The following is a 21,511-nucleotide window of genomic DNA, read 5'->3' on the forward strand; positions in this document are numbered from 1 at the left end:
CCGCACGCGGCCAGCGGAAGGAACAGCAGGCTCAGGCCCAGAACGACCGCCCCGCGACGCCGCAATCCGTTCATTTCCAACCCTCCACTCAGGCCGCCCTCCGCAGCCTTCACATCAGTAACGCCCTAATTCTTTAACGCTTTATCGAAGGTCGCCAGCAGTTTGGACCAGCCGTCCCTGGCGTCCGTCTCGGAATAGCTGGCGCGGTAATCGGCATGGAAACCGTGCTGGGCGTCGGGATAGACGACGATCTGGCTGCCGGTCTGACCGGCGCGGGCAAGGGCCTCGCGCATCCGCTCGACGCTGGCCAGCGGAATGCCCTGATCCTTGCCGCCATACAGGCCCAGAACCGGCGCCTTGAGGTCGTCGGCGATATCGACCGGCCAGGGCTGACCCGACGAGATCTGCACCGGCGTCGCATCGGCGGCGGGGGCCAGACGGCCGTACCAGGCCACGCCGGCGCCGATGGCGGCGAAGCGAGCCGCCGCCTGCCACACCACCTTGCCGCCCCAGCAATAGCCGGTGATCCCGACCTTGCCGTCCTTGGCCCACGACTGCTGGCTGGCCCACTCCAGCGTCGCCGACAGGTCGCCCATCACCTGCTCATAGTTCGCGGCGCCGACGATCTGCATGATCCGCTGCATGTCCGACAGGGGCGCGGGATCCTCGACCCGGTTGAAGAAGGCGGGCGCGATGGCGGCATAGCCCTGTTTGGCCAGACGGCGGCAGATGTCGCGGATGTACTCGTGGACGCCGAAGATTTCGGACACCACGACGACGACCGGGAACGGCCCGTCGCCCGCAGGCCGCGCTACATAGGCCGGAAGCTGGAACCCGTCCGGCGCAGCATAGGTCACGGTCTCCGTGGCCAGCCCCGCCTCGTCGGTCGTGATCGGCTTGGCCTCCTTGGCCAGGGCTGCGACGGCGTATCCGGAGAACAACAGCCCCCCGAGCGCCCCCAGGCTTCGTCGGCTCAGCTTCAGATCGTCGGCGGTCTGGCCTTCGGGACGGATCAGGACGGTCATCGGCGGGGGCTCCGGTCAGCTGTCAGAGGATCGACAGTGGCCCCGGCCGCTATCCGCGTCCAGTCACGAAGATGCGGAAGGAAGGGCGCTCAAGCAGCGAGCGACCGCGTCGCGAGCGTTAGCGCCCTTCTTCTCAAGATTAATGCCTGAAGACCCGCACCCCGGTGAAGGCCATGGCGATGCCCTTCTCGTCGGCCGCAGCGATGACCTCGGCGTCGCGCATCGATCCGCCGGGCTGGATCACCGCCGTGGCGCCGGCCGCGACCGCTTCCAGCAGGCCGTCGGCGAAGGGGAAGAAGGCTTCGGAGGCGCAGGCGGAACCTTCGGCCAGCGAATGGGTCAGACCCTTGGCCTCGCCGGCTTCCTTGGCGCGGATGGCGGCGATGCGGGCGCTGTCGCGGCGGTTCATCTGGCCGGCGCCGATGCCGGCGGTCTGGCCGTCCTTGGCGTAGACGATGGCGTTGGACTTGACGTGTTTGGCCACGGTGAAGGCGAACAGCATGTCCTGGATCTCGGTCGGCGTCGGCTGGCGCTTGGTGACGATCTTCAGGTCCGACGGCTTGATCAGCGAACGGTCGCGAGATTGGACCAGGAAGCCGCCAGCGACCGAACGGAAGACCTCGCCCGGCCCATGCGGATCCGGCAGGCCGTCGGTGATCAGCAGGCGCAGGTTCTTCTTCGAAGCAAAGACGGCCTTGGCCTCGTCATCAGCGCCGGGGGCGATGACCACCTCGGTGAAGATGCCGGTGATGGCGCGGGCGTCGTCGCCGTTCAGCGGCCGGTTGACCGCGATCACGCCGCCGAAGGCCGAGACGGCGTCGCATTCCAGCGCGCGGGCATAGGCTTCCGACAGGTCCTTGCCGACCGCCACGCCGCAGGGGTTGGCGTGTTTGACGATGACCACGGCCGGGGCCTCGAACTCGGCGACCAGCTCATAGGCGGCGTCGGCGTCGGCGATATTGTTGTAGCCCAGTTCCTTGCCCTGGATCTGGGTCGCATGGGCCACGCCGGGACGCGCCTCGCCAGTGCGATAGAAGGCCCCGGTCTGGTGCGGATTCTCGCCGTAGCGCAGGGTCTGGGCCAGAGACCCGGCGATGGATTTACGCGCCGGCGCTGCGTCCTCAACCTGCTGGGCGAACCAGCCGGAGACGGCGGCGTCATAGGCGGCGGTGCGGGCGAAGGCGCGGGCGGCCAGGCGCTTGCGCAGGGCCAGATCGGTCGACCCCTCGGCCTTCAGCGTCTCCAGAATCAGGCCAATGCTCTCGCCATCGACGGCGACGGCGACATAGCCGTGGTTCTTGGAGCCCGAACGGATCATGGCCGGGCCGCCGATGTCGATATTCTCGACCGCCGCCTCGAACGAACCGCCCGCCGCGACGGTGGATTCGAACGGATAGAGGTCGATCCAGACGATATCGATGGCGCCGATGCCGTGGTCGGTCATGGCCTTAGCGTGGTCGGCTGCGTCGCGCACGCCCAGCAGGCCGCCGTGGACCACAGGGTGCAGGGTCTTGACCCGACCATCCATCATTTCGGGGAAGCCGGTCAGATCGGCCACGTCCTTGACCGGCAGGCCCAGTTTTTCGATGGCCGCGCGCGTACCGCCGGTCGAGACCAATTCGACGCCCAGGTCATGCAGGGTGCGGGCGGCGTCTTCCAGCCCGGCCTTGTCGGACAGGGAGATCAGGGCGCGTTGCGGCTTCACCTGATCGGGCGCGGGCGGAAAGTCGGGAGCGGCGGGCATGAGGCGGCGTCCGTGAGGCTGGGGGAGGATGGCGCGCCCTCTAGACCCAAACCGGCGTCACGTCACCCTTCTACGTCGGATCGCCGCTCGCGCCGGCCGGGCTCAGCTTCCAGCGGATTTTGCTCTCGCTGTCGGTCCGGGCCGAACCGCGCACCACGATCTGCAAGCTGCGGCGCGTCAGGCCGGCGTCGATATGAACGCTGGGCTCGATGGCCACGTCGGGACCGTCGGTCCTGAACCACCAGCCCCGGCCCGAGGCGCCGCGCAGCAGGATCGAGCGGCGGTCGCGCGCCAGCGAGGCCTGAACCCCTGGTTCCAAATGGAAACGGATGGCGTAGGGGGCCGCGATCTGGCGCACCATCTCCTTGCGGCCCGGCGTCGGGAACAGCTTCTCCTCGGCCCGCAGCTCGTCCAGCCGCTGGTCGAGATACAGCCGCCGCTGATGGTTCAGGCCGAACAGCTCGTTCCAGCCGTCGTGCTCCATCTCCAGCCAGACGGCGCCGTCGCCGTCGCGCAGGTCCGTCGTCACATGGATCGGCGGTCCGACCAGGCGCGGGCCCAGCAGATCGCCCTTCCAGCCGCCCAGCGGCTCGTTCAGCGACCGCTCGCCCAGGGTCAGGGTCGAATGGGCGGGCGTCAGCCGCAAAGCCTGGCGATCGGTCGAGGCCGGAGTCCAGCCCGAGCCGGTGACCAGTCGGTCCTTGCCGCAGGCGATCTCCAGCGCCATCGGCTGGGCGCAGGCGGCCGCGCCCCAGGCCCCGCGGGCCGGCGGGGCCGCATCCGCCATTATGGTCAGCAGCGGGCTGGCGATGCGCGTCAGGCCGGCGACCGTGCCGGCGGGCGAATGGGCGGCATCGCCCTTGGCCGGGGCGGCCTCGTCGTCATGGGCGCGGGCCGCCGCGACCCGTTCGGCGCTGGAGGGTCCGCCGCCCTGGAAGCTGGCCAGACGGCCGTCGGGCAGGGTCAGAAGGCGCAAGCCCTGCGTCAGCCGGGCGATGGCGGCCGAAACGCCGTCCGGCGTCGGCTCGGACAGTTGCGACAGGGCGTCGTCCAGCGTCAGCAGGTCGAGCAGAAGCTCCAGCCCCGCCTCGGGACTGCGTGTGGCATGACCGCCGTCGTCCTGGACCGTGGCCTTCAAGGCGCCGTCCAGCCGCCCCAGCGCGCGACGACGCAAGGCCTGCCCCGGCGCACCGGCCAGGACGCAGCCGCCGATCGCCGCCGCCGTCAGTCGTTCCGCCCGGCTGGCCAGCCCGCCGGGCGGACGCAGCAGCTGACGCGTCTGACGCGCCAGGCTGTCGGCCAGCTTCAAACGCTCGGCCTCGGTCGCGACGGCGCCCATCCGACGCGCGCCGCACGCCAGATTGACCACCCGCCGCCCCAGGATTTCCGGCCCCCAGGCGAAGGGCGACCAGCGGGCGAAGGCGTCGGCCCAGGCCAGGGTCAAACGTAACGCCTCGCGCGCGCCCCGCTCTCCTTGGGCCATCAATCCCGGCAGCCAGGCGAAGGCGTGAAGTTCGACGGCGAACGGCCGCGAGGGGCTGGGCCGGTTCCACGGATCAGACGCCGGCTCGACCTCCATCGAGGCCCCCGCCAGCATGAAGCGTCCGGCCAGGACATTGCGACCCGGCGCCGGATCATGGGGGCGGAAGTCGCGCGGCGTGGCGGCGAAGGCCGTCACCTTGCCGCCGCCCAAGGTCAGTCCATAGCCGGGCAGGCCATAGAGCTCGATCCACAGCTGTCGCGTCGCCACCCGCCCGGCGATGGCGGGCCACAGGCCGGGCCCCGCATTCGTATCGCCCGAGCGTACCGGCGTGCGCACCGGAGCGCCGGGCAGGCCGGGGATCTGGCCCGAGGCGACGTCCAGCGTGGTTTCCGGCCCGCGCGGGGCGAAGGGGCCGAGCGGGCTCACGCGGCTGCCGGGGCGGCTTTCAGGGCGGCGATATTGGTCGCGTAATCGCCCTTGAACACAAACGACCCGGCGACCAGAGCATCGGCCCCGGCGGCGACGCAGGCCCCGGCGTTGGCCGAGGTCACGCCGCCGTCCACCTGCAGGTGCGCCGCCGAACCGGCCCGGTCCAGAATGGCCCGCGCGCCGGCGATCTTGCGCAGCGAACTGTCGATGAACTTCTGGCCGCCAAAGCCTGGATTGACCGACATGATCAGCACCAGATCGACCAGATCGACGACCTCTTCCAGAATCGACAGCGGCGTCGCCGGATTGAACACCACGCCCGCCTTGGCGCCCAGCTGGCGGATGCGGCCCAGGGTGCGGTGCAGGTGCGGCCCGCTCTCGGGATGGACGGTCAGGACATCGGCGCCGGCTTCGCGGAACGCCTCCAGCCACGGATCGACCGGCGCGACCATCAGGTGCACGTCGAACGGCAGGCGCGTATGCGGCCGGATCGCCTTCACGATGTCGGGGCCCAGGGTGATGTTCGGCACGAAATGCCCGTCCATCACATCGACGTGGATCCAGTCGGCGCCCGCCGCCTCCAGCGCGCGGACTTCTTCACCCAGCCGCGCAAAATCGCTGGCGAGGATCGACGGACAGATCAGAGGAGTAACGGCCATGGCCTTCCGGATAAGGCGGGTTGCGGGCGGGAGCAAGGCGCTCCCGCTCAGGAAACCCGTTCCAACCTGGCAGCGAAGAAGCCGTCGAGGCCGCCGTGTTCGGCCCACATGGAGGGCAGGATGCGCAGCCAGCCTTCGGGGGTCAGGGCCTCTGGCGGCGCGCCCAGGGCGGCCGGGTCGGCGGCGACGGTGCGGAAGGCAGGGTTGCGGCGCAGGAAGGCGATGATCTGGGTCTCGCCCTCCTCGCGCTCCAGCGAGCAGGTGCAATAGACCATCCGGCCGCCCGGCTTGACCCGTTCGGCGGCGACGTCGAGCAGGCGATGCTGGACGTCGGCCAGCTTCGCCACTTCAGCGGGCTTGGTGGCGCGCAGGACTTCCGGATTGCGGCGGAAGGTGCCGGTGGCGGTGCAAGGGGCGTCCAGCAGGACGGCGTCGAAGGTGCGGGCGTCCTCCCAGTCCTCGGCGGGGACGGCGATCACCTCGGCGGTCAGGCCAGTGCGTTCCAGGTTCTGGGTCAGGCGTTTCAGGCGTGGGGCCGAACGGTCCAGGGCGACGACGGACGCGCCGGCGGCGGCCAGTTGGAGGGTCTTGCCGCCCGGCGCGGCGCACATGTCCAGAGCGGTCTCGCCCGGTTTCACGTCCAGCAGGCGACCGGGCACGGCGGCGGCGGCGTCCTGAACCCACCAGTCGCCGTCGTCGAAGCCGGGCCAGGACGCGACATCGCCCCGACGGCCGGTGCGAACGGTTCCGCCGGCCAGAGCTTCACCCTCCACTGCAGCGGCCACGGCGGCGGGATCGACGCCGGGCTTCAGGCTGAGATCGGTCGCAGGCTCTTCACGCGCGGCCAGGGCCAGACCGGCCAGGGCGGCCTCGCCATAGGTCGCCTTCCAGCGGGCTGCGATCCAGTCGGGCAGATTGCTCTCGGCCGTCGTCAGGCCGGGCCCTTCACGGCCCACGCCACGCAGCACCGCGTTGACCAGGTTCTTGTAGGGTCGCGTCTTGGGATCGCGTTCGGCCAGTTTCACCGCCGTGGAGACGGCGGCGAAGGCGGGGGTTTCCAGAACCAGCGTTTGCGCCAAAGCGATGCGCATCAGGGTGCGCACGGCCTCGGGCGGGGACTTCTTCAGGCGGCGGTTCAGGATCTGGTCGATCTCGCCCAGACGCCGCAAGGCCGCCATGGCGACGGCGCGGGCGAAGGCGCGATCCACGGGCTCCAGCGCGCGGGCGGCGGGCTGGGACAGGGCCTCGTCCAGGCCGTTGCGCTTCTCAAGCGCGGCGTTCAGCAGAATGCCGGCGACCACGCGGGCCTCGACGCCGATATCATCCTGGGACGGGGCGGCGGCGGCGTCCACGGCCGGGGCGGGGCGCGGGCGACCCTTGACAGCCATGCGGCGTCCACGCGCCTGCGAACTCTGTCCGCCTCGTCCCTCAGCACTCATACGGCCACCTGCGCGCCCAGCTCGACCACGCGGCCGGGGGGGATATGGAAGAAGTCGGTCGGATTGGCGGCGTTGCGCATCAGGAAGATGAACAGCCGGTCCTGCCACAGGGGCATGCCCTGTCGCGCCGAGGGGATCAGCGAGCGCCGGCCCAGGAAGAAGCTGGTCGACATGATGTCAAACTTCAGCCCCTGCTTGCGGCACAGACCCAACGCACGCGGCACGTTCGGCGTCTCCATGAAGCCGTAGGTGACCGTGACCTTTTTGAAGTCGTCGTTGATCGGCTCCATCCTGACGCGGTCGGCCTCCTTGACGCGCGGCCGCTCGGAGGTGCGCACGGTCAGGATGACGTTCTTCTCGTGCAGCACCTTGTTGTGCTTGAGATTGTGCATCAGGGCGACGGGGGCGACGTCCGGGTCGCTGGTCAGGAAGATGGCCATGCCGGGCGCGCGGTGCGGCGGACGGGCCTGAAGCATCTCGATCAGATCGTTCAGCGGCAGGCTGTCCTTGCGCGTCTTGGCGGTCAGGATCTGGGTGCCGCGCACCCAGGTCCACATGATCACCACCAGACAGGCGCCCAGCACCAGCGGCATCCAGGCCCCGTCGGGGATCTTGAGCAGGTTGGAGGTCAGGAAGACCCCGTCGATGAAGGCGAACGGAATGAGCGTTCCAGCCACCGCCCACATCGGCCATTTCCAGCCCTTGCGAATGACGGAATAGGCCATCAGCGTATTGACCAGCATGGTCCCCGTCACCGCCACGCCATAGGCGGCGGTCAGATTATGCGAGCTCTGGAACACGACCAGCAGCACCAGCACCCCGATCATCAGGAAGGTGTTCACCGCCGGCACGAAGATCTGGCCGGCCTGGGTCTCGGAGGTGTTGCGAATGTCGATGCGGGGCAGCAGGCCCAGTTGCACCGCTTGCTGGGTCACCGAGAAGGCGCCGGTGATCACGGCCTGCGAGGCGATGACGGTCGCGGCGGTCGCCAGGATCAGCATGGGCCAGTAGGCGAACTGCGGCACCATGTTCCAGAACGGATTTTCCGCAGCGGCCGGATTGTCCAGGATGAGAGCGCCCTGACCCAGATAGTTCAGCGTCAGGCAGGGCAGGACGAAGGCCAGCCAGCCCATGCGGATCGGCGCCTTTCCGAAATGGCCCATGTCCGCATACAGGGCCTCGGCCCCGGTCACGGCCAGGAAGACGCTGCCCAGGATGATGAAGCCCAAAAAGCCGTCGTTGATCAACAACATGACGCCATAGTGGGGCGACAGGGCGCGCAGAACGCTGATGTCGTCGAAGATATGATACAGACCCAGCCCGCCCAGGCACAGGAACCATACGGCGGTGATCGGCCCGAAATATTTGGCCAGGCTGGCAGTGCCGCGCGACTGGACCATGAACAGGGCGATCAGGATGCCGGCCGAGATCGGCACGATGAAGGCGTCCAGCTTGCCCGCCAGACCCGGTGCGTCCTGCAACCCCTCCACCGCCGACAGCACGGAAATGGCGGGCGTGATGATGCCGTCGCCATAGAAGAGGGCGGCGCCACAGACGCCCAGGATGAAGATCCAGGCGCTGCGTCGACCGACGGCGACCTGGGCCAGGGCCATCAGCGACAGGGTGCCGCCCTCGCCCTTGTTGTCGGCGCGCATCAGGAAGAAGACGTATTTGAACGTCACCACGACCATCAAGGCCCAGAAGGCCAGGGAGACGACGCCGATCACGGCCAGGTCCCCGCCGACGCCCGACTGGGCATGGGCGATCGCTTCGCGCAGGGCGTAAAGCGGACTGGTGCCGATGTCGCCGAACACCACGCCGATCGCGCCCACGGTCAGAGCCCAGAAGCCGCCGTGCTTGGCGATCTGGCCCCCTGGGGCGTGGGACTCGGGTCCCGTGGCGTGGGTGGGTTTGTCCGGCGTGTTCGACGCGGGCGAGGGAGCGCTCGCGTCGTGGGGAGTATCCCCGGCCATGCGTATCCTCCGGGTCTCCGACGCAGCGTCGGTCCCTTCAAAGCGGCGAGCCTTTAGGCTCATTCCGCGCGGTCTTCAATCGTGCCGAAGGGGATTCGGTTTCGGCGTTCTGCGGATCGATTTGTGATTCAGCCCATGAGCGCCTATTTTCATCGCAGGAACAAAACCATGTCAGACAGCCAGCGCTTCCCCGTCGCCGCCCACGCCTTGGCCTATATGGCCCACAAGGGCGCCTATGGCCCTGCTCAGGCGGCGCCCAGCGGGGTGCTGGCTTCGTCGATCCCGACCAACCCCGTCGTGGTCCGGCGCGTGACGGCCTTGCTGGCCAAGGCCGGGCTGATCGCCACCCGTCCCGGCGCCACCGGCGGGTCGTGGCTGCTGCGCCGGCCGGAGGACATCCGGCTGGACGAGGTGCTGAAGGCCGTAAACGGCTGCGCCCACATCGGCTCGCCGCCGGCCGGGGCCAAGGGCTGCCCGATCAGCGAACATATCCCGCGCCAGGTGGCCAAGGCCCTGACCGCCGCTGACGAGGCCGCGACCGAAGCCCTGTCCAAGATCACCATCGCGGACCTGCTGGCCGAGAACCCGATTTCGCTGGCGGCCTATACGCCACACAAGTCGTGCCCCGTCGCGGCCTGACCCCCCAAGTGAAGCGCGCCGCATGAGCCGAACCGTCCTGGTCACCGGCGCCTCGGCCGGCATCGGCGCAGCCCTGGCCCAGACCTATGCGGCCAAGGGCTGGAACCTGATCCTGACCGCGCGTCGTGAAGGCCCGCTGCAGGCCCTGGCCGACGAACTGACCGCCGCCCACGGCGTCACTGCGACCGTCATCCCCGAAGACCTGTCCGACCCCGCCGCGCCCGAACGCCTGGTCGCCGCCGTCGCATCGCGCGGCCTGATCGTCGACGGTCTGGTCAACAATGCGGGCTTCAGCCGCGTCACCGGCTTTCTCGACACGGACCTCGCTGCCCACCGCGCCATGATCCAGGTCATGCTGACCGCGCCGGTCGAGCTGTCGCGCCTGCTGCTGCCCGGCATGATCCAGCGCGGCTTCGGCCGGATGCTGAACGTGGCCTCTCTCGCCGGCCAGATGCCCGCGACGGGCGGCGACACCCTGTATGGGCCGATCAAGAGCTTTCTGATCAAGGCGTCGCAGGGCCTGTACCTGGAGACCCTGGGAACCGGCGTCCACGTCACGGTCCTGAACCCCGGCTATACGCTGACCGAGTTCCACGACGTCAACGGCTCGCGTGATCAGGTCTCGACCGCCTATCCGGCCTGGATGTGGATGGACGCCGCCCGCGTCGCACGCATCGGCTATGACGCCTGCGAGGCGAACCGCCCCAGCGTCACCCCCGGCGTCATGAACAACATCATGGCCGGCCTGGCCCGCTTCCTGCCCGATGGACTGGCGCTGCGCATGGTGGCCAACCACGCGAAGCGGCTGGAGCGGCTTTAGCCCCCGTCCCATCCCCGTCATCCTCGGGCTTGTCCCGAGGACCCACTTATCCGCCCTGCAGTTTTCGGGAATGTCGCAAAGCCACAACCGCTGCTGACTGATCCGCCGTAGGCCCTCGGGACAAGCCCGAGGATGACGGATCAATATCAAATATGAATCGCGTGCCCGAGCGCCCGCAGCGACGCCTCGTGGAAGGCCTCGCCCAGGGTCGGGTGAACGTGGATGGTCCCCGCCACATCCTCTAGCACCGCCCCCATCTCCAGCATCTGGGCGAAACTGTTGGACAGTTCCGACACATGCTGACCCACCGCCTGGATGCCCAGGATGCGGTGATCGGCCTTGGAGGCGATGACCCGGACGAAACCGCCGTCCTCGCCCGCCTCGATGGCCAGGGCGCGGCCGATGGCGGCGAAGGGGAAGACCGACTGGATCACGTCGTCGCGGCCCGCGACATCGTTCGGACCCAGACCCGCCGAGACGATCTCCGGCTCGGTGAAACAGACGGCGGCGATGGTGACCGGATCGAACGCCCGGTCATGACCGGCGATGATCTCCGCGACCACCTCGCCCTGGGCCGAGCCCTTGTGGGCCAGCATGGGTTCGCCGGTCAGGTCGCCGACGGCCCAGACGTTCTTCATGCTGGTGGCGCAGCGGTTGTCGATCTTCACGAACGGCCCGGCCATGGCCACGCCCATATTCTCCAGACCCCAGCCGTGTGTCCGCGGACGACGGCCCACGGTGACCAGCACCTTGTCGGCGTCCAGTTGCAGCGGTTCGCCGTCCCTCGTCGTGATCGACAGTTTCCCGTCGCCGAACCCGCCGGCGCGCGCGCCCAGGTGCAGTTCGACGCCGTGCTTCTCCAGCCACTTCGCCACAGGATCCGTCAGCGCCTTGTCGTAGAGGGGCAGAATACGTTCGGCCATTTCGACGATGGCCACCTCGGCGCCCAGCTTCCTGAAGGCGATGCCCAGCTCCAGCCCGATATAGCCGCCGCCGACCACCACCAGTTTCCTGGGCACGTCCGACAGGCTCAGCGCCTCGGTCGAGGAGATGACGTCGCCGCCGAACGGCAGGAAGGGCAGTTCGACCGGCTCGGACCCGGTCGCCAGGATGACGTGTTCGGCGGTGATGCGGATCTCGCCGTCGTCCGTCTGAACGATACAGGTCTTGGCGTCGGCGAAATTCGCCCAACCCTTAATGACCTTGACCTTGGCCTTCTTCAGCAGGGCCGCGACCCCGGCGTTCAGCTTGCGGACGATGCCGTCCTTCCACTCGACCGTCTGTTTCAGGTCGATGGCGGGCGCCGCCGCCGTGATGCCCAGCGTCCCGCCGCCGGCCGCCTTGGCAACCGTCTCGAACTTGCCCGCCGCATGGATGATGGCCTTTGACGGAATACAGCCGACGTTCAGGCAGGTCCCCCCCAGCCCATCGCCGCCGTCCACCAGCACGGTGTCCAGCCCCAACTGGCCGCAACGGATGCCCGCGACATAGCCGCCGGTGCCCGCGCCGATGATCAAGACTTTGGTTTTGAGCTGCTGCATCGTCTTTTCCGTCTCATCCTGCCGACCCTCTCCCGGCGGGAGAGGGCTTGAGCGCGCGACGCCCCCGGCGTCGTTCTTGCGCGAAAGGGTGAGGGTCGGACGGTGCGGACTGGCCCACCGGCAGAACCCTCATCCGGCCCTTCGGGGCCACCTTCTCCCGACGGGAGAAGGGCGTCGTCTAGACCATCCACAAGGTCGCCGGATGCTCCAGCAGCCCCTTGATCCGCTGGACGAAGACCGCCGCGTCATGCCCGTCCACGATCCGGTGATCGAAGCTCGACGACAGGTTCATCATCTTGCGCACGACCATCTGGCCGTCGCGGACGACGACCCGTTCGGCGATCTTGTTGGGGCCGACGATGGCGACCTCGGGGTGGTTGATGATCGGGGTGTGGACCACCCCGCCCAGGGTTCCCAGCGAGGTGATGGTGATGGTCGAGCCCGACAGCTCCTCGCGCTTGGCCGAACCGTCCTTGGCCGCGCCCGAGACGCGGGCGATCTCCAGCGCCGTGTCGTAGGGGTCGCGCGCCTCGGCGTGGCGGACTACTGGCACCATCAGGCCGTTCGGCGTCTGGGCGGCGATGCCCAGATGGACCGGGGCGTGCTGGGTCAGGACGCCGGCCTCGTCGTCATAGGTGGCGTTGATCTGGGGCTGGTCGCGCAGGGCGACCACGATGGCGCGGGCGATGAAGGGCAGCAGGTTCAGCTTGGGCTGATCCTTCGCCTTGGTCGCGTTCAGGTGGGCGCGTAAGTCCTCCAGCGCCGTGACATCGATCTCCTCCACATAGGTGATGTGGGGAATGCGGCGCACGCTGTCGGCCATCTTCTCCGCGATCTTGCGGCGCAGGCCAATGATACGGACCTCGGTCGTTCCTTCGGCCTTGGCATAGGTCGAGCCGCCGCCGGACGGGGCGGACGCAGGCTGCGAACCCCCGCGAGCGATGAAGCCGTCCAGATCCTCGTGCGTGATCCGACCGGCCGGGCCGGAGCCGGGCACGAAGGTCAGGTCCACGCCCAAATCCCGCGCACGGTTGCGTACGGCCGGCGAGGCGGACGGCCGCTCGCCTGGCGCGCGGCCGGTCAGGGCGGGGACAGGCTTGGACGGGGGTGTCGTCGAAGTCACAGCGGAAACCGTCGTCGAATTCGCTGCCGGTTTTGAGGCCGGTTTCGACGCCGCGACGGGCGTCGAGACATTGCCCCGACCCTCGACATCGAACGCCACTAGAGGCCCGCCGACCGGCACGGACTTGCCGGCCTCGCCGTAGATGGCGACCACGGTTCCGGCGACCGGCGAGGTGATCTCGACCGTGGCCTTGTCGGTCATGATGTCGGCGATGATCTGGTCTTCCTCGACCACATCCCCGACCTTGACGTGCCAGCCGACCAGCTCGGCCTCGGCCGTGCCTTCGCCGACGTCGGGCAGTTTGAAGACGTAGTTGCCGACGGGGGTCTGTGGGGCGTCGAGAGCCCCTCCACCACGCTTCGCGCGGTCCCCCTCCCCACTGGCGTGGGGAGGAGACGATGCGGCGACGGCGGTCTCCTCCCCTCGCGAAGCGGGGGGAGGTGGCTCGGAGCGAAGCGGAGAGACGGAGGGGCTCTCTTCCGCATTCCCCGATCCCTCGACCTCGAACTCCACCAGGGGTCCGCGCACCGGCACCATGGCGCCGGGTTCGCCGTGCAGGGCGACGACCTTGCCCGACACCGGGGCGGTGATCTCGACCGTGGCCTTGTCGGTCATGATGTCGGCGACGATCTGGTCCTCGGCGACCGTGTCGCCGACCTTGACGTGCCAGCCGACCAGTTCGGCCTCGGCGGTGCCTTCACCCACGTCAGGCAGCTTGAAGACGAAACGACCCATCTTAACGACCTCCCGTCATGACGCTCTTCAAGGCGTCTGAAACCCGTTGCGGTCCGGGGAAATATTCCCATTCGAAAGCATGGGGATAGGGCGTGTCCCACCCGGTGACGCGCGCGATGGGCGCCTCCAGGTGATAGAAGCAGCGCTCCTGCACCAGAGCCGACAGCTCGCCGCCGAAGCCCGAGGTCTTGGGCGCCTCGTGCACGATGACGCAGCGGCCTGTCTTCTTCACGCTGGCTTCGATGGTCTCGATGTCCAGCGGCACCAGGGTGCGCAGGTCGATGACCTCGGCGTCCACGCCGGCGTGCTCCGCCCCGGCCAAAGCGACCCAGACCATGGTGCCATAGGCCAGGATTGTGACGTCGTTTCCTTCGCGCATGACCCGCGCCTTGCCGATCGGCTCGACATATTTGCCGGTCGGCACCTGGGCCAGGTCCTGCGCCTTCCACGGCGAAACCGGCTTCTCGTGCCAACCGTCGAACGGGCCGTTGTACAGGCGTTTTGGCTCGAAGAAGACGACCGGGTCGTCATCCTCGATGGCGGCGGTCAGCAGGCCCTTGGCGTCATAAGGATTGGACGGAATGACGACTTTGAGGCCCGCGATATGGGTGAACAGGCTTTCCGGCGACTGGCTGTGGGTCTGGCCGCCGAAGATGCCGCCGCCATAAGGCGAACGCACCACGATGGGGCTGGTGAACTGACCGCCCGAGCGATAGCGCATCTTGGCCGCTTCGGAGACGATCTGGTCGTAGGCCGGATAGATGTAGTCGGCGAACTGGATCTCGACGACCGGACGCAGGCCATAGGCGCCCATGCCGATGGCGGCGGCGACGATGCCGCATTCGCTGATCGGAGCGTCGAAACTGCGGGTCAGGCCGTGCTTCTGCTGCAGCTTGTCGGTGACGCGGAAGACCCCGCCGAAATAGCCCGCGTCCTCGCCGAACGACAGGACGTTGGCGTCCTCGTTCATCTTGACGTCGATGGCCGAGTTCAGGGCCTGGATCATGTTCATGGGGACCACGCCCATGCCCGTCGCTTCCGAGGCGGGGGCGGCGTTCTGGTCGACCATGTCCGGCTCGACGCCGTCGTTGCGATCGGCGTCGGTGAAGGTGGTTTGCTCAGCCATGGTCAGACCCCCACCTCGCGGCGCTGTTCGATCAGCCGCCAGTCTTCGGTCGCATAGACCTCTTCGAACATCGTCTTCACGCTGGGGCGCGACTGGCCCAGGGTGCCGATGGCCTCGGATTCCTTGCCGGCGGCGCGGACCTGTTCGACCGCTTCGCGCAGGGCCGTGGCGTGGCGCTCGTCGTCCCACTCGCCGATCACGGTCAGGTGCTGGCGCAGCCGCTCCAGCGGGTCGCCCAGCGGCCATTTCTCGTGCTCGTCGCCGGGGCGGTAGCGGCTGGGGTCGTCGGAGGTGGAGTGCGGGGCGCCGCGATAGGTGAACAGTTCGATCACCGTCGCGCCCTGGTTCGAACGGGCGCGCTCCTCAGCCCACTGGGTCGCGGCCCACACCGCCAGGAAGTCGTTGCCGTCGACCCGCAGGGCCGGCAGGCCATAGCCGATGGCCTTGGAGGCGAAGGTGGTCTCAAGCCCGCCGGCGATGCCCTGGAAGGACGAAATGGCCCACTGGTTGTTGACGACGTTCAGGATGACCGGGGCGCGATAGACAGAGGCGAAGGTCAGGGCGTTGTGGAAGTCGCCCTCGGCCGTGGCGCCGTCGCCGATCCAGCTGATGGCGATCTTGTCGTCGCCCTTGTAGGCGCTGGCCATGGCCCAGCCGACGGCCTGCGGCACCTGGGTGCCCAGATTGCCGCTGATGGTGAAGAACCCATAGTCCTTGGCCGAATACATGATCGGCAGCTGACGGCCTTTGATCGGGTCCGCCGCGTTCGAATAGATCTGGTTCATCATCTCGACCAGCGGATAGCCGCGCGCGATCAGCAGCCCCTGCTGGCGATAGGTCGGAAAGCCCATGTCTTCGCGCGACAGCAGCATGCCCTGGGCCACCGCAATGGCCTCCTCGCCGGTGCACTTCATATAGAAGCTGGTCTTGCCCTGACGGTGGGCGCGGTGCATCCGGTCGTCGAAGGCGCGCGTCAGGATCATGGCCTTCAGGCCGCGACGCAGCGTCTCCGCGTCCAGGCGCGGGTTCCACGGCCCGACGGCGTTGCCCTCGTCATCCAGCACCCGAATCAGGCGGAAGGCGAGATCGCGCATCTCGTACGGCGTCGATCCGACCTCGGGCCGTTCGACCACGCCGGCGGGGTCCATCAGCAGGTGGCTGAAGTCCGGCGCATCGCCGGGTCGGCCGGACGGTTCCGGCACGCGCAATGACAGGGGCTGACTGTTCTTTTTCACGTTTTCGTCGTTCATGCGGGCGTCCATATCCATTCGGGGTCCGTCCGTGTTTCCTCTGGACGTGTGATAACACGGCCCCTAAGCAGGTGCTCGCTCAAATTGACCTTGCACAATCCCGATATCGGGTATTTTATTTCGCGATAATCATAATCGGAGAAACGCATTGGCCGACGAACTCGACCCCATCGACGCCCGCATCCTGGATATCCTGCAGCAAGACGCCGGGCTGTCGGTCGCGGAGGTCGCGGATCGCGTCGGACTGTCGGCCTCGCCCTGCTGGCGGCGGATCAAGCGACTGGAAGATTCCGGCCTGATCACCAAGCGGGTCACCCTGCTGAACGCACAGCTGCTGGGCCTGGACTTCGAGGTCTACGCCATCGTCAAGCTGATGCTGCCCTCGGCCGACAATCTGAACCTGTTCGAAGCCGCCGTGGCCAAATGGCCGGAGGTGGTCCAGTGCGCCACCATCACCGGGCGCGAGGACTATGTGCTGCGCATCATCACCTCGGACATGCACGCCTTCGACCTGTTCCTGCGCGAGAAACTGCTGGCCCTGGGCATCGTCTCGGACTGCGAAAGCCACATCGTCACGCGCGGCGTGAAGAATGTGACCGCCCTGCCTCTTGGCATCATCACGCCTCACGTCGGATAAGAGGTCTCAGGCGACTGCGTTCGCCAAGGGACCAAAGTCATGATCGAACTGGTGATCGACGCGCGCCGCAAGGACCTGGGCGGGTTCGAGGTCGGGCGCGTCCTGCCCTTCCATTCGCGCCGGATGGTCGGTCCCTTCATCTTCCTGGACCAGATGGGGCCGGCCGAGTTCGCAGCCGACGCCACGGCCATCGACGTGCGGCCGCATCCACATATCGGCCTGTCGACCCTGACCTATCTGTTCGAGGGCGAGATCATGCACCACGACAACCTCGGCTATGATCAGGCGATCCGGCCGGGCGAGGTCAACTGGATGACGGCCGGCAAGGGCATCGTCCATTCCGAACGCACCGATCCGCTGAGAAAGAGCACCGGCGGGCCGATGCACGGCATGCAGGCCTGGGTCGCCCTGCCCGACGAGGCCGAAGACATCGATCCGGCCTTCCATCACCTGGGCGAGGACGCCCAGCCCGCCTATGAGAACGGCGGCCTGTTCGCGCGTCTGGTCGCAGGCGAGGCCTACGGCGCCAAGGCCGCCGTGCCTGTCTCTTCTCCGCTCTTCTATATCCATTGGGAGCTTCAGCCCGGCGTTCGCACCGCCCCGCCGTCCGGCAAGGGCGTCGGGGGCATGAGCGAGCGCGCCCTCTATGTGGCCAAGGGGTCCATCGAGGTCGGCGACCGCACCTTCCACGAAGGTCAGATGATCGTGCTGGAGCCGACGGCCGAACCGACCATCAAGGCCCTGGTCCAGTCGACCGTCATGGTGCTGGGCGGAGAACCGGTGGGCGAACGGCTGATCTGGTGGAACTTCGTCGCCTCCAGCCAGGCCCGCATCGATCAGGCCAAGGCGGACTGGAAGGCCGGCCGCATGAGCCTGCCCCACGCCGACGACCTGGAATTCATCCCCCTGCCCGACGAGCCCGCCAAAGCCCAGGCCGCCCCCGCGCCGGTCGAACCCAAGCCGACCGACCCGGTCTAGCCTTCTCCCTCCCCTTCATGGGGAGGGGCGGCGAAGCGAAGCGTAGCCGGGGTGGGGAAGTCAGGACCTCGCTGACGCCCTTACGGACCCCACCCTGATCGCTGCGCGATCGTCCCTCCCCATGAAGGGGAGGGAGAATAAAAGCCGCTATTTGCCCCCGCTCCCGCAACCCGCTAACGCGTCCGCATGAACTTCGATTTCGACGCCCAGGTCACCGCCGCCCTGTTCGACAACGCCGGCGCCGTCTTTGCCCTCGGCGACGGCTCTGTCCGGTTCGAGGACCGCACGCGGGTCGAGGCCCACGACGGCGCCGTGCTGTGCGCCTGCGTCCACCCGTCCGGCCACGGGATCGTCACCGGCGGCGACGACGGCAAGGTCGTCTGGAGCCGCCGCGACGAGAATCCGGTCGTCCTGGCCAAGGCCAAGAACCAGTGGATCGACGCCATCGACGCCTCGCCGGCCTCGGGCCTGATCGCCTTTTCCTTTGGCCGCACCCTGTCGGTGATCGATCCCAATGAGGTGGGTTTCCGCCGCGACTTCCAGCACGAGCGCACCGTCTCCGGCGTGGCCTTCGAGCCCAAGGGCCGCCGCATCGCGACCTCGACCTATGGCGGAGCGGCGCTGTGGTATGCGCGGATCGAGAAGCAACAGCCGGTCAAGCTGGCCTGGGCCGGATCGCACACCGGCGTCGCCTTCTCACCCGACGGCGCCTTCGTCGTCACGACCATGCAGGACAACCAGATGCACGGCTGGCGCATCAAGGACGCCAAGAACCTGCGCATGGGCGGCTATCCGGGCAAGGTGCGGTCGATGGCCTTCCTGGCCAATGGTCAGTTGATGGCGACCTCGGGCGCACAGGGCGCGGTGCTGTGGCCCTTCATCGGATCGAACGGTCCGATGGGCCGCGAGGCGACCGAGATCGGCTATGACGACACCACCCTGGTCAATCTGGTCTCGGCCCGCGCCGACCAGGGGCTGCTGGCCGCCGGCCTGACCGACGGTCGGGTCTGGGTGGCGCATCCGGCCGCCCAGGGGCTGAACTTCGTCAAGGCCGAGAAGGGGCCGGCCATCGTCGCCCTGTCGCTCAGCCCCGCCGTCGACAAGGTCGCCTGGGCCGACGAGGACGGCGCCGCCGGCGTGATCATTCTCTGATGGCCAAGGGTCGCAAGAGCTGGCGTCGGGTTTTGCTGACCGCCCTTCTGATCCTGGCCCTGCTCCCGGTCGCCGGCGTGCTGATCGTCGCCGTCGCGCCGCCGCCGCCCACCATACTGATGCTGCGCCAGCTCGCGCGCGGCGAGGGCATGGACTATCAGTGGCGCGGCCTGAACCAGATCTCGCCCAATCTGGTGAACGCCGCCATCGCCGCCGAGGACGCCCGTTTCTGCAGCCACCACGGCTTCGACATGGAGGCGATCCAGAAGGCGCTGGATCATAACGCCGAGGGCGGCCGCATCCGGGGCGGATCGACCATCAGCCAGCAGACGGCCAAGAACGTCTTCCTGTGGCCGGGCCGCGACTGGATCCGCAAGGGGCTGGAGGCGGGCTACACTGTCCTGATCGAGACGGTCTGGTCCAAGCGGCGGATCATGGAGGTCTATCTGAACGTGGTGGAATGGGCGCCGGGCGTCTATGGCGCCCAGGCCGCCTCGCGCCACTGGTTCGGCAAGGACGCCCGCGACCTGAGCCCGCGCGAGGCCGCGCGTCTGGCCGCCATCCTGCCGGCCCCGCGCCGTTACCAGGCGGCGGCGCCCGGTCCCTATGTCCGCAGAAGGGCGTCTCGCGTCCAGGCGGCCATGGGCACGGTGCGCAACGAGGGTCTGAACGCCTGCGTCGTCGGGCGGGGCTGATGCCAAAGGCTGGTTAACCGTTCCCCTTGAGGCTTCCCTTAACCGCCCGATGTCAGACTGCGACCATTCGACGGTATTCGGGCGATCTGCGCCCTCGGGGATGATCTTGGCGCAAGCTTCCACACTGATCGGCAAAGCGGTTCGAGGCCTGCGCAATCTGGCGGCGCGCCTGTCGTCCGACCGGGGCGGCAATGTCGTGATGATCTTCGCCCTGGTAATGCCGGCCCTGATCATGATCACCTTGGGCGGGATCGACATCAATCGCATCACCACGGTCAAGGCCCGCGTTCAGGACGCCTTGGACGCCGCTGCGCTGGCCGCTGCGCGGTCGTCCCACACCGACCCTGAAGAATTGAGGAAGGTTGCGGTCGTCGCGCTGCGCGCCAATCTCCGTAACGCTGCGGTTGAACCGTTTGAAGACAAAGACCTCAAAATCCAGCTGACTAGCGGCCAAGTCGTGATCGCCGACCTGAAAGTTCAGGTGAAGACCCTGGTCGCCAACATCGTCCTGCCGCCCTACGGTCAGCTTCTGGACGACACTCTGCCGGTCAATGTTCACTCCGAAGTCAATCGGTCGTCGAAGGACATCGAGGTCTCTCTGGTGCTGGACATCACGGGGTCGATGTCCACCAACGATCGCATCGGGGACTTGAAGAGCGCGGCGAACCAGTTGATCAAACTGGTCGTCCAGCCAGAGGCGAAACAGACCCCCTACTATTCGCGCATGGCCATCGTCCCCTATTCGATCGGCGTGAATCTGGGGGCCTGGGCCGACAACGCCAGAGGCGAGTCCGTGGGAACCACGGCCATTACTGGCGCCTCTTGGGCGGCCGCAGGTTCGAAGTCGATCTCGCGCATCACGGGGGACTCGCCTGGCGTCGTGACCGCCAACGGCCACGGTTTGGCGACCAACGACTATGTCTGGATCAGCGGCGTCAGCGGCATGACCCAGATCAACAACCGCGCCTATCGCGCGGTTCGCATCGACGCCAACAGGGTCTCTCTGCAGTATCGGTCGGGCGGCAATTGGTATGCGCTGAATACGACCAGCAGCAACGGCTTCAACAGCTACAGCTACGGTGGCCAGATTCGCAAATGCACGCGCTCTGACTGTTTCATCACCATCACGTCGCCCAACCACGGCTTGTCGGTAGGCGAGGGCCTTCAGATCGCGGGCGTCAAAGGCATGACCGCGCTGAATACTACGAACTACGACGGTCTCTACGAAGTCCTTGAAAGGACATCTAAAGACGCTTTCGTCATCCCGGTGGGCGGCCCCGCATTCGCCGACTACTCCAGCAGTGGATCCGTTCAGTGTGGACGTGACGGATGCGCCAAGCGCGTGTTTCGCGATGCGCAGTACAATCGCTTGACCGCGTTCCAAAACACCACCTGCGTCAGCGAGCGCACAGGGTCAGAACCTTATTCCGACGCTGCGCCGGGCAGTTCGACCTACGTCGGGCGCAACTACGCTGCGCCTGAACGCTCGACACCCGTTCGGTCCGCTGGCAATCCCTGCCCTGCCGCGACCATCCAGCCCCTGACGTCAAACATCGAGACCCTGACCAAGCTCGTGAACGGCCTGTCTATCACGGGATCGACCGCCGGTCAGATCGGGCTCGCTTGGGGCTGGTACACGGTATCCGATCAGTTCAACGGTCTGTGGTCTTCCAACACAGCCGCCGCCTATGCGCCGACCAAGGTGCTGAAGGCCGTGATCCTGATGACAGACGGGGAGTTCAACACCCCCTATTGCGGCGGCGTCATCGCGCGCGACGCCGGGTCAGGCTCAGGCAATCTCTTCGACAAGATCGCCTGCAATGCGACCAACGGCGACCCCTTCGATCAGGCGGCGCAGCTCTGCACCAACATGAAGGCCAAGGGGATCATCGTCTATACGGTCGGCTTCTCGATCACGGAGGGCAGCGAGGCCGCGAGCATCCTGAGCACCTGCGCCACCGACACGGACAAGGCCTTCCTGCCGCAATCGGGCGCCGATCTGTCCAAAGATTTTCAGGCCATCGGTCGCGACATCACCCGCCTGCGGATCTCCCGCTGACGCC

Annotated in this window: 17 protein-coding genes; 7 read left to right on the forward strand and 10 right to left on the reverse strand. The window is 67.6% G+C overall.

Annotation, left to right across the window (positions count from 1 at the left end; translation table 11 throughout):
* Window positions 1-125: 125 nt before the first annotated feature.
* The 6 genes from ACP69V_RS02500 to ACP69V_RS02525 form a co-directional block, all read right to left on the reverse strand.
* Window positions 126-1,025 (reverse strand): dienelactone hydrolase family protein, encoded by a 900-nt coding sequence (locus ACP69V_RS02500; RefSeq protein WP_372691554.1) that lies wholly within the window; start codon window positions 1,023-1,025, stop codon window positions 126-128.
* 139 nt (window positions 1,026-1,164) lie between these two features.
* Window positions 1,165-2,769, reverse strand: a complete 1,605-nt coding sequence (gene purH, locus ACP69V_RS02505; protein WP_426022489.1) for a bifunctional phosphoribosylaminoimidazolecarboxamide formyltransferase/IMP cyclohydrolase — start codon at window positions 2,767-2,769, stop codon at window positions 1,165-1,167.
* Between the two features lie 70 nt (window positions 2,770-2,839).
* Window positions 2,840-4,678 (reverse strand): heparinase II/III family protein, encoded by a 1,839-nt coding sequence (locus ACP69V_RS02510; protein ID WP_426022490.1) that lies wholly within the window; start codon window positions 4,676-4,678, stop codon window positions 2,840-2,842.
* A complete protein-coding gene (gene rpe / locus ACP69V_RS02515) occupies window positions 4,675-5,340 on the reverse strand; it encodes a ribulose-phosphate 3-epimerase (protein ID WP_426022491.1) in 666 nt (221 codons plus the stop codon). The genes ACP69V_RS02510 and rpe overlap by 4 nt, the downstream gene beginning before the upstream one ends.
* A 47-nt stretch (window positions 5,341-5,387) precedes the next feature.
* A complete protein-coding gene (locus tag ACP69V_RS02520) occupies window positions 5,388-6,728 on the reverse strand; it encodes an RsmB/NOP family class I SAM-dependent RNA methyltransferase (RefSeq protein ID WP_426022492.1) in 1,341 nt (446 codons plus the stop codon).
* 47 nt (window positions 6,729-6,775) lie between these two features.
* Window positions 6,776-8,752 carry a potassium transporter Kup gene (locus ACP69V_RS02525; RefSeq protein ID WP_426022493.1) on the reverse strand — a complete coding sequence of 659 codons (1,977 nt, stop codon included), beginning with the start codon at window positions 8,750-8,752 and terminating at the stop codon, window positions 6,776-6,778.
* 168 nt (window positions 8,753-8,920) lie between these two features.
* Here ACP69V_RS02525 and ACP69V_RS02530 point away from each other — a divergent pair, with 168 nt between their 5' ends.
* Together ACP69V_RS02530 and ACP69V_RS02535 are read left to right on the forward strand one after the other, a co-directional pair.
* Entirely contained in the window at window positions 8,921-9,391 is a 471-nt protein-coding gene (locus ACP69V_RS02530; RefSeq protein WP_372691563.1) for an Rrf2 family transcriptional regulator, read from the forward strand.
* 22 nt (window positions 9,392-9,413) lie between these two features.
* Window positions 9,414-10,211 (forward strand): SDR family NAD(P)-dependent oxidoreductase, encoded by a 798-nt coding sequence (locus ACP69V_RS02535; protein WP_426022494.1) that lies wholly within the window; start codon window positions 9,414-9,416, stop codon window positions 10,209-10,211.
* A 146-nt stretch (window positions 10,212-10,357) separates the two neighbouring features.
* Here ACP69V_RS02535 and lpdA read toward each other — a convergent pair whose 3' ends face one another.
* The 4 genes from lpdA to ACP69V_RS02555 form a co-directional block, all read right to left on the reverse strand.
* Window positions 10,358-11,752 (reverse strand): dihydrolipoyl dehydrogenase, encoded by a 1,395-nt coding sequence (lpdA, locus tag ACP69V_RS02540; RefSeq protein WP_426022495.1) that lies wholly within the window; start codon window positions 11,750-11,752, stop codon window positions 10,358-10,360.
* 178 nt (window positions 11,753-11,930) lie between these two features.
* On the reverse strand, window positions 11,931-13,610 hold the full coding sequence (locus tag ACP69V_RS02545; protein ID WP_426022496.1) for a 2-oxo acid dehydrogenase subunit E2: 1,680 nt from the start codon (window positions 13,608-13,610) through the stop codon (window positions 11,931-11,933).
* Window position 13,611: 1 nt separating this feature from the next.
* Window positions 13,612-14,736: an alpha-ketoacid dehydrogenase subunit beta gene (locus tag ACP69V_RS02550; RefSeq protein WP_426022497.1), complete on the reverse strand. Its 1,125-nt coding sequence runs from the start codon at window positions 14,734-14,736 to the stop codon at window positions 13,612-13,614.
* Between the two features lie 2 nt (window positions 14,737-14,738).
* Window positions 14,739-15,986, reverse strand: a complete 1,248-nt coding sequence (locus ACP69V_RS02555) for a thiamine pyrophosphate-dependent enzyme (protein WP_346495539.1) — start codon at window positions 15,984-15,986, stop codon at window positions 14,739-14,741.
* A 148-nt stretch (window positions 15,987-16,134) separates the two neighbouring features.
* On the opposite strand from ACP69V_RS02555, the gene ACP69V_RS02560 reads away from it, so the two are divergent.
* From ACP69V_RS02560 to ACP69V_RS02580, 5 genes are all read left to right on the forward strand, one after another.
* Window positions 16,135-16,623 (forward strand): Lrp/AsnC family transcriptional regulator, encoded by a 489-nt coding sequence (locus ACP69V_RS02560; RefSeq protein ID WP_135194232.1) that lies wholly within the window; start codon window positions 16,135-16,137, stop codon window positions 16,621-16,623.
* A gap of 39 nt (window positions 16,624-16,662) precedes the next feature.
* Window positions 16,663-17,601, forward strand: a complete 939-nt coding sequence (locus ACP69V_RS02565; protein ID WP_426022498.1) for a pirin family protein — start codon at window positions 16,663-16,665, stop codon at window positions 17,599-17,601.
* 186 nt (window positions 17,602-17,787) lie between these two features.
* Window positions 17,788-18,753 carry a WD40 repeat domain-containing protein gene (locus tag ACP69V_RS02570; protein WP_426022499.1) on the forward strand — a complete coding sequence of 322 codons (966 nt, stop codon included), beginning with the start codon at window positions 17,788-17,790 and terminating at the stop codon, window positions 18,751-18,753.
* Window positions 18,753-19,448, forward strand: coding sequence for a monofunctional biosynthetic peptidoglycan transglycosylase (mtgA, locus tag ACP69V_RS02575; RefSeq protein ID WP_426022500.1), 696 nt, complete (start codon window positions 18,753-18,755; stop codon window positions 19,446-19,448). The genes ACP69V_RS02570 and mtgA overlap by 1 nt, the downstream gene beginning before the upstream one ends.
* A gap of 106 nt (window positions 19,449-19,554) precedes the next feature.
* A complete protein-coding gene (locus ACP69V_RS02580) occupies window positions 19,555-21,507 on the forward strand; it encodes a pilus assembly protein TadG-related protein (protein ID WP_426022501.1) in 1,953 nt (650 codons plus the stop codon).
* Window positions 21,508-21,511: the final 4 nt, after the last annotated feature.

It is taken from the genome of Brevundimonas sp. PWP3-1b1 (genome assembly GCF_049896065.1).
Classification (GTDB): Bacteria; Pseudomonadota; Alphaproteobacteria; order Caulobacterales; family Caulobacteraceae; genus Brevundimonas; species Brevundimonas intermedia_B.

Bases quoted from the DNA above. Each gene is read 5' to 3' on its own strand.
- ACP69V_RS02500 (WP_372691554.1), bottom strand. From the start codon at position 1,025: ATGACCGTCCTGATCCGTCCCGAAGGCCAGACCGCCGACGATCTGAAG.
- purH (WP_426022489.1), bottom strand. From the start codon at position 2,769: ATGCCCGCCGCTCCCGACTTTCCGCCCGCGCCCGATCAGGTGAAGCCG.
- rpe (WP_426022491.1), bottom strand. From the start codon at position 5,340: ATGGCCGTTACTCCTCTGATCTGTCCGTCGATCCTCGCCAGCGATTTT.
- ACP69V_RS02520 (WP_426022492.1), bottom strand. From the start codon at position 6,728: ATGGCTGTCAAGGGTCGCCCGCGCCCCGCCCCGGCCGTGGACGCCGCC.
- ACP69V_RS02525 (WP_426022493.1), bottom strand. From the start codon at position 8,752: ATGGCCGGGGATACTCCCCACGACGCGAGCGCTCCCTCGCCCGCGTCG.
- ACP69V_RS02530 (WP_372691563.1), top strand. From the start codon at position 8,921: ATGTCAGACAGCCAGCGCTTCCCCGTCGCCGCCCACGCCTTGGCCTAT.
- ACP69V_RS02535 (WP_426022494.1), top strand. From the start codon at position 9,414: ATGAGCCGAACCGTCCTGGTCACCGGCGCCTCGGCCGGCATCGGCGCA.
- lpdA (WP_426022495.1), bottom strand. From the start codon at position 11,752: ATGCAGCAGCTCAAAACCAAAGTCTTGATCATCGGCGCGGGCACCGGC.
- ACP69V_RS02545 (WP_426022496.1), bottom strand. From the start codon at position 13,610: ATGGGTCGTTTCGTCTTCAAGCTGCCTGACGTGGGTGAAGGCACCGCC.
- ACP69V_RS02550 (WP_426022497.1), bottom strand. From the start codon at position 14,736: ATGGCTGAGCAAACCACCTTCACCGACGCCGATCGCAACGACGGCGTC.
- ACP69V_RS02555 (WP_346495539.1), bottom strand. From the start codon at position 15,986: ATGAACGACGAAAACGTGAAAAAGAACAGTCAGCCCCTGTCATTGCGC.
- ACP69V_RS02565 (WP_426022498.1), top strand. From the start codon at position 16,663: ATGATCGAACTGGTGATCGACGCGCGCCGCAAGGACCTGGGCGGGTTC.
- ACP69V_RS02570 (WP_426022499.1), top strand. From the start codon at position 17,788: ATGAACTTCGATTTCGACGCCCAGGTCACCGCCGCCCTGTTCGACAAC.
- mtgA (WP_426022500.1), top strand. From the start codon at position 18,753: ATGGCCAAGGGTCGCAAGAGCTGGCGTCGGGTTTTGCTGACCGCCCTT.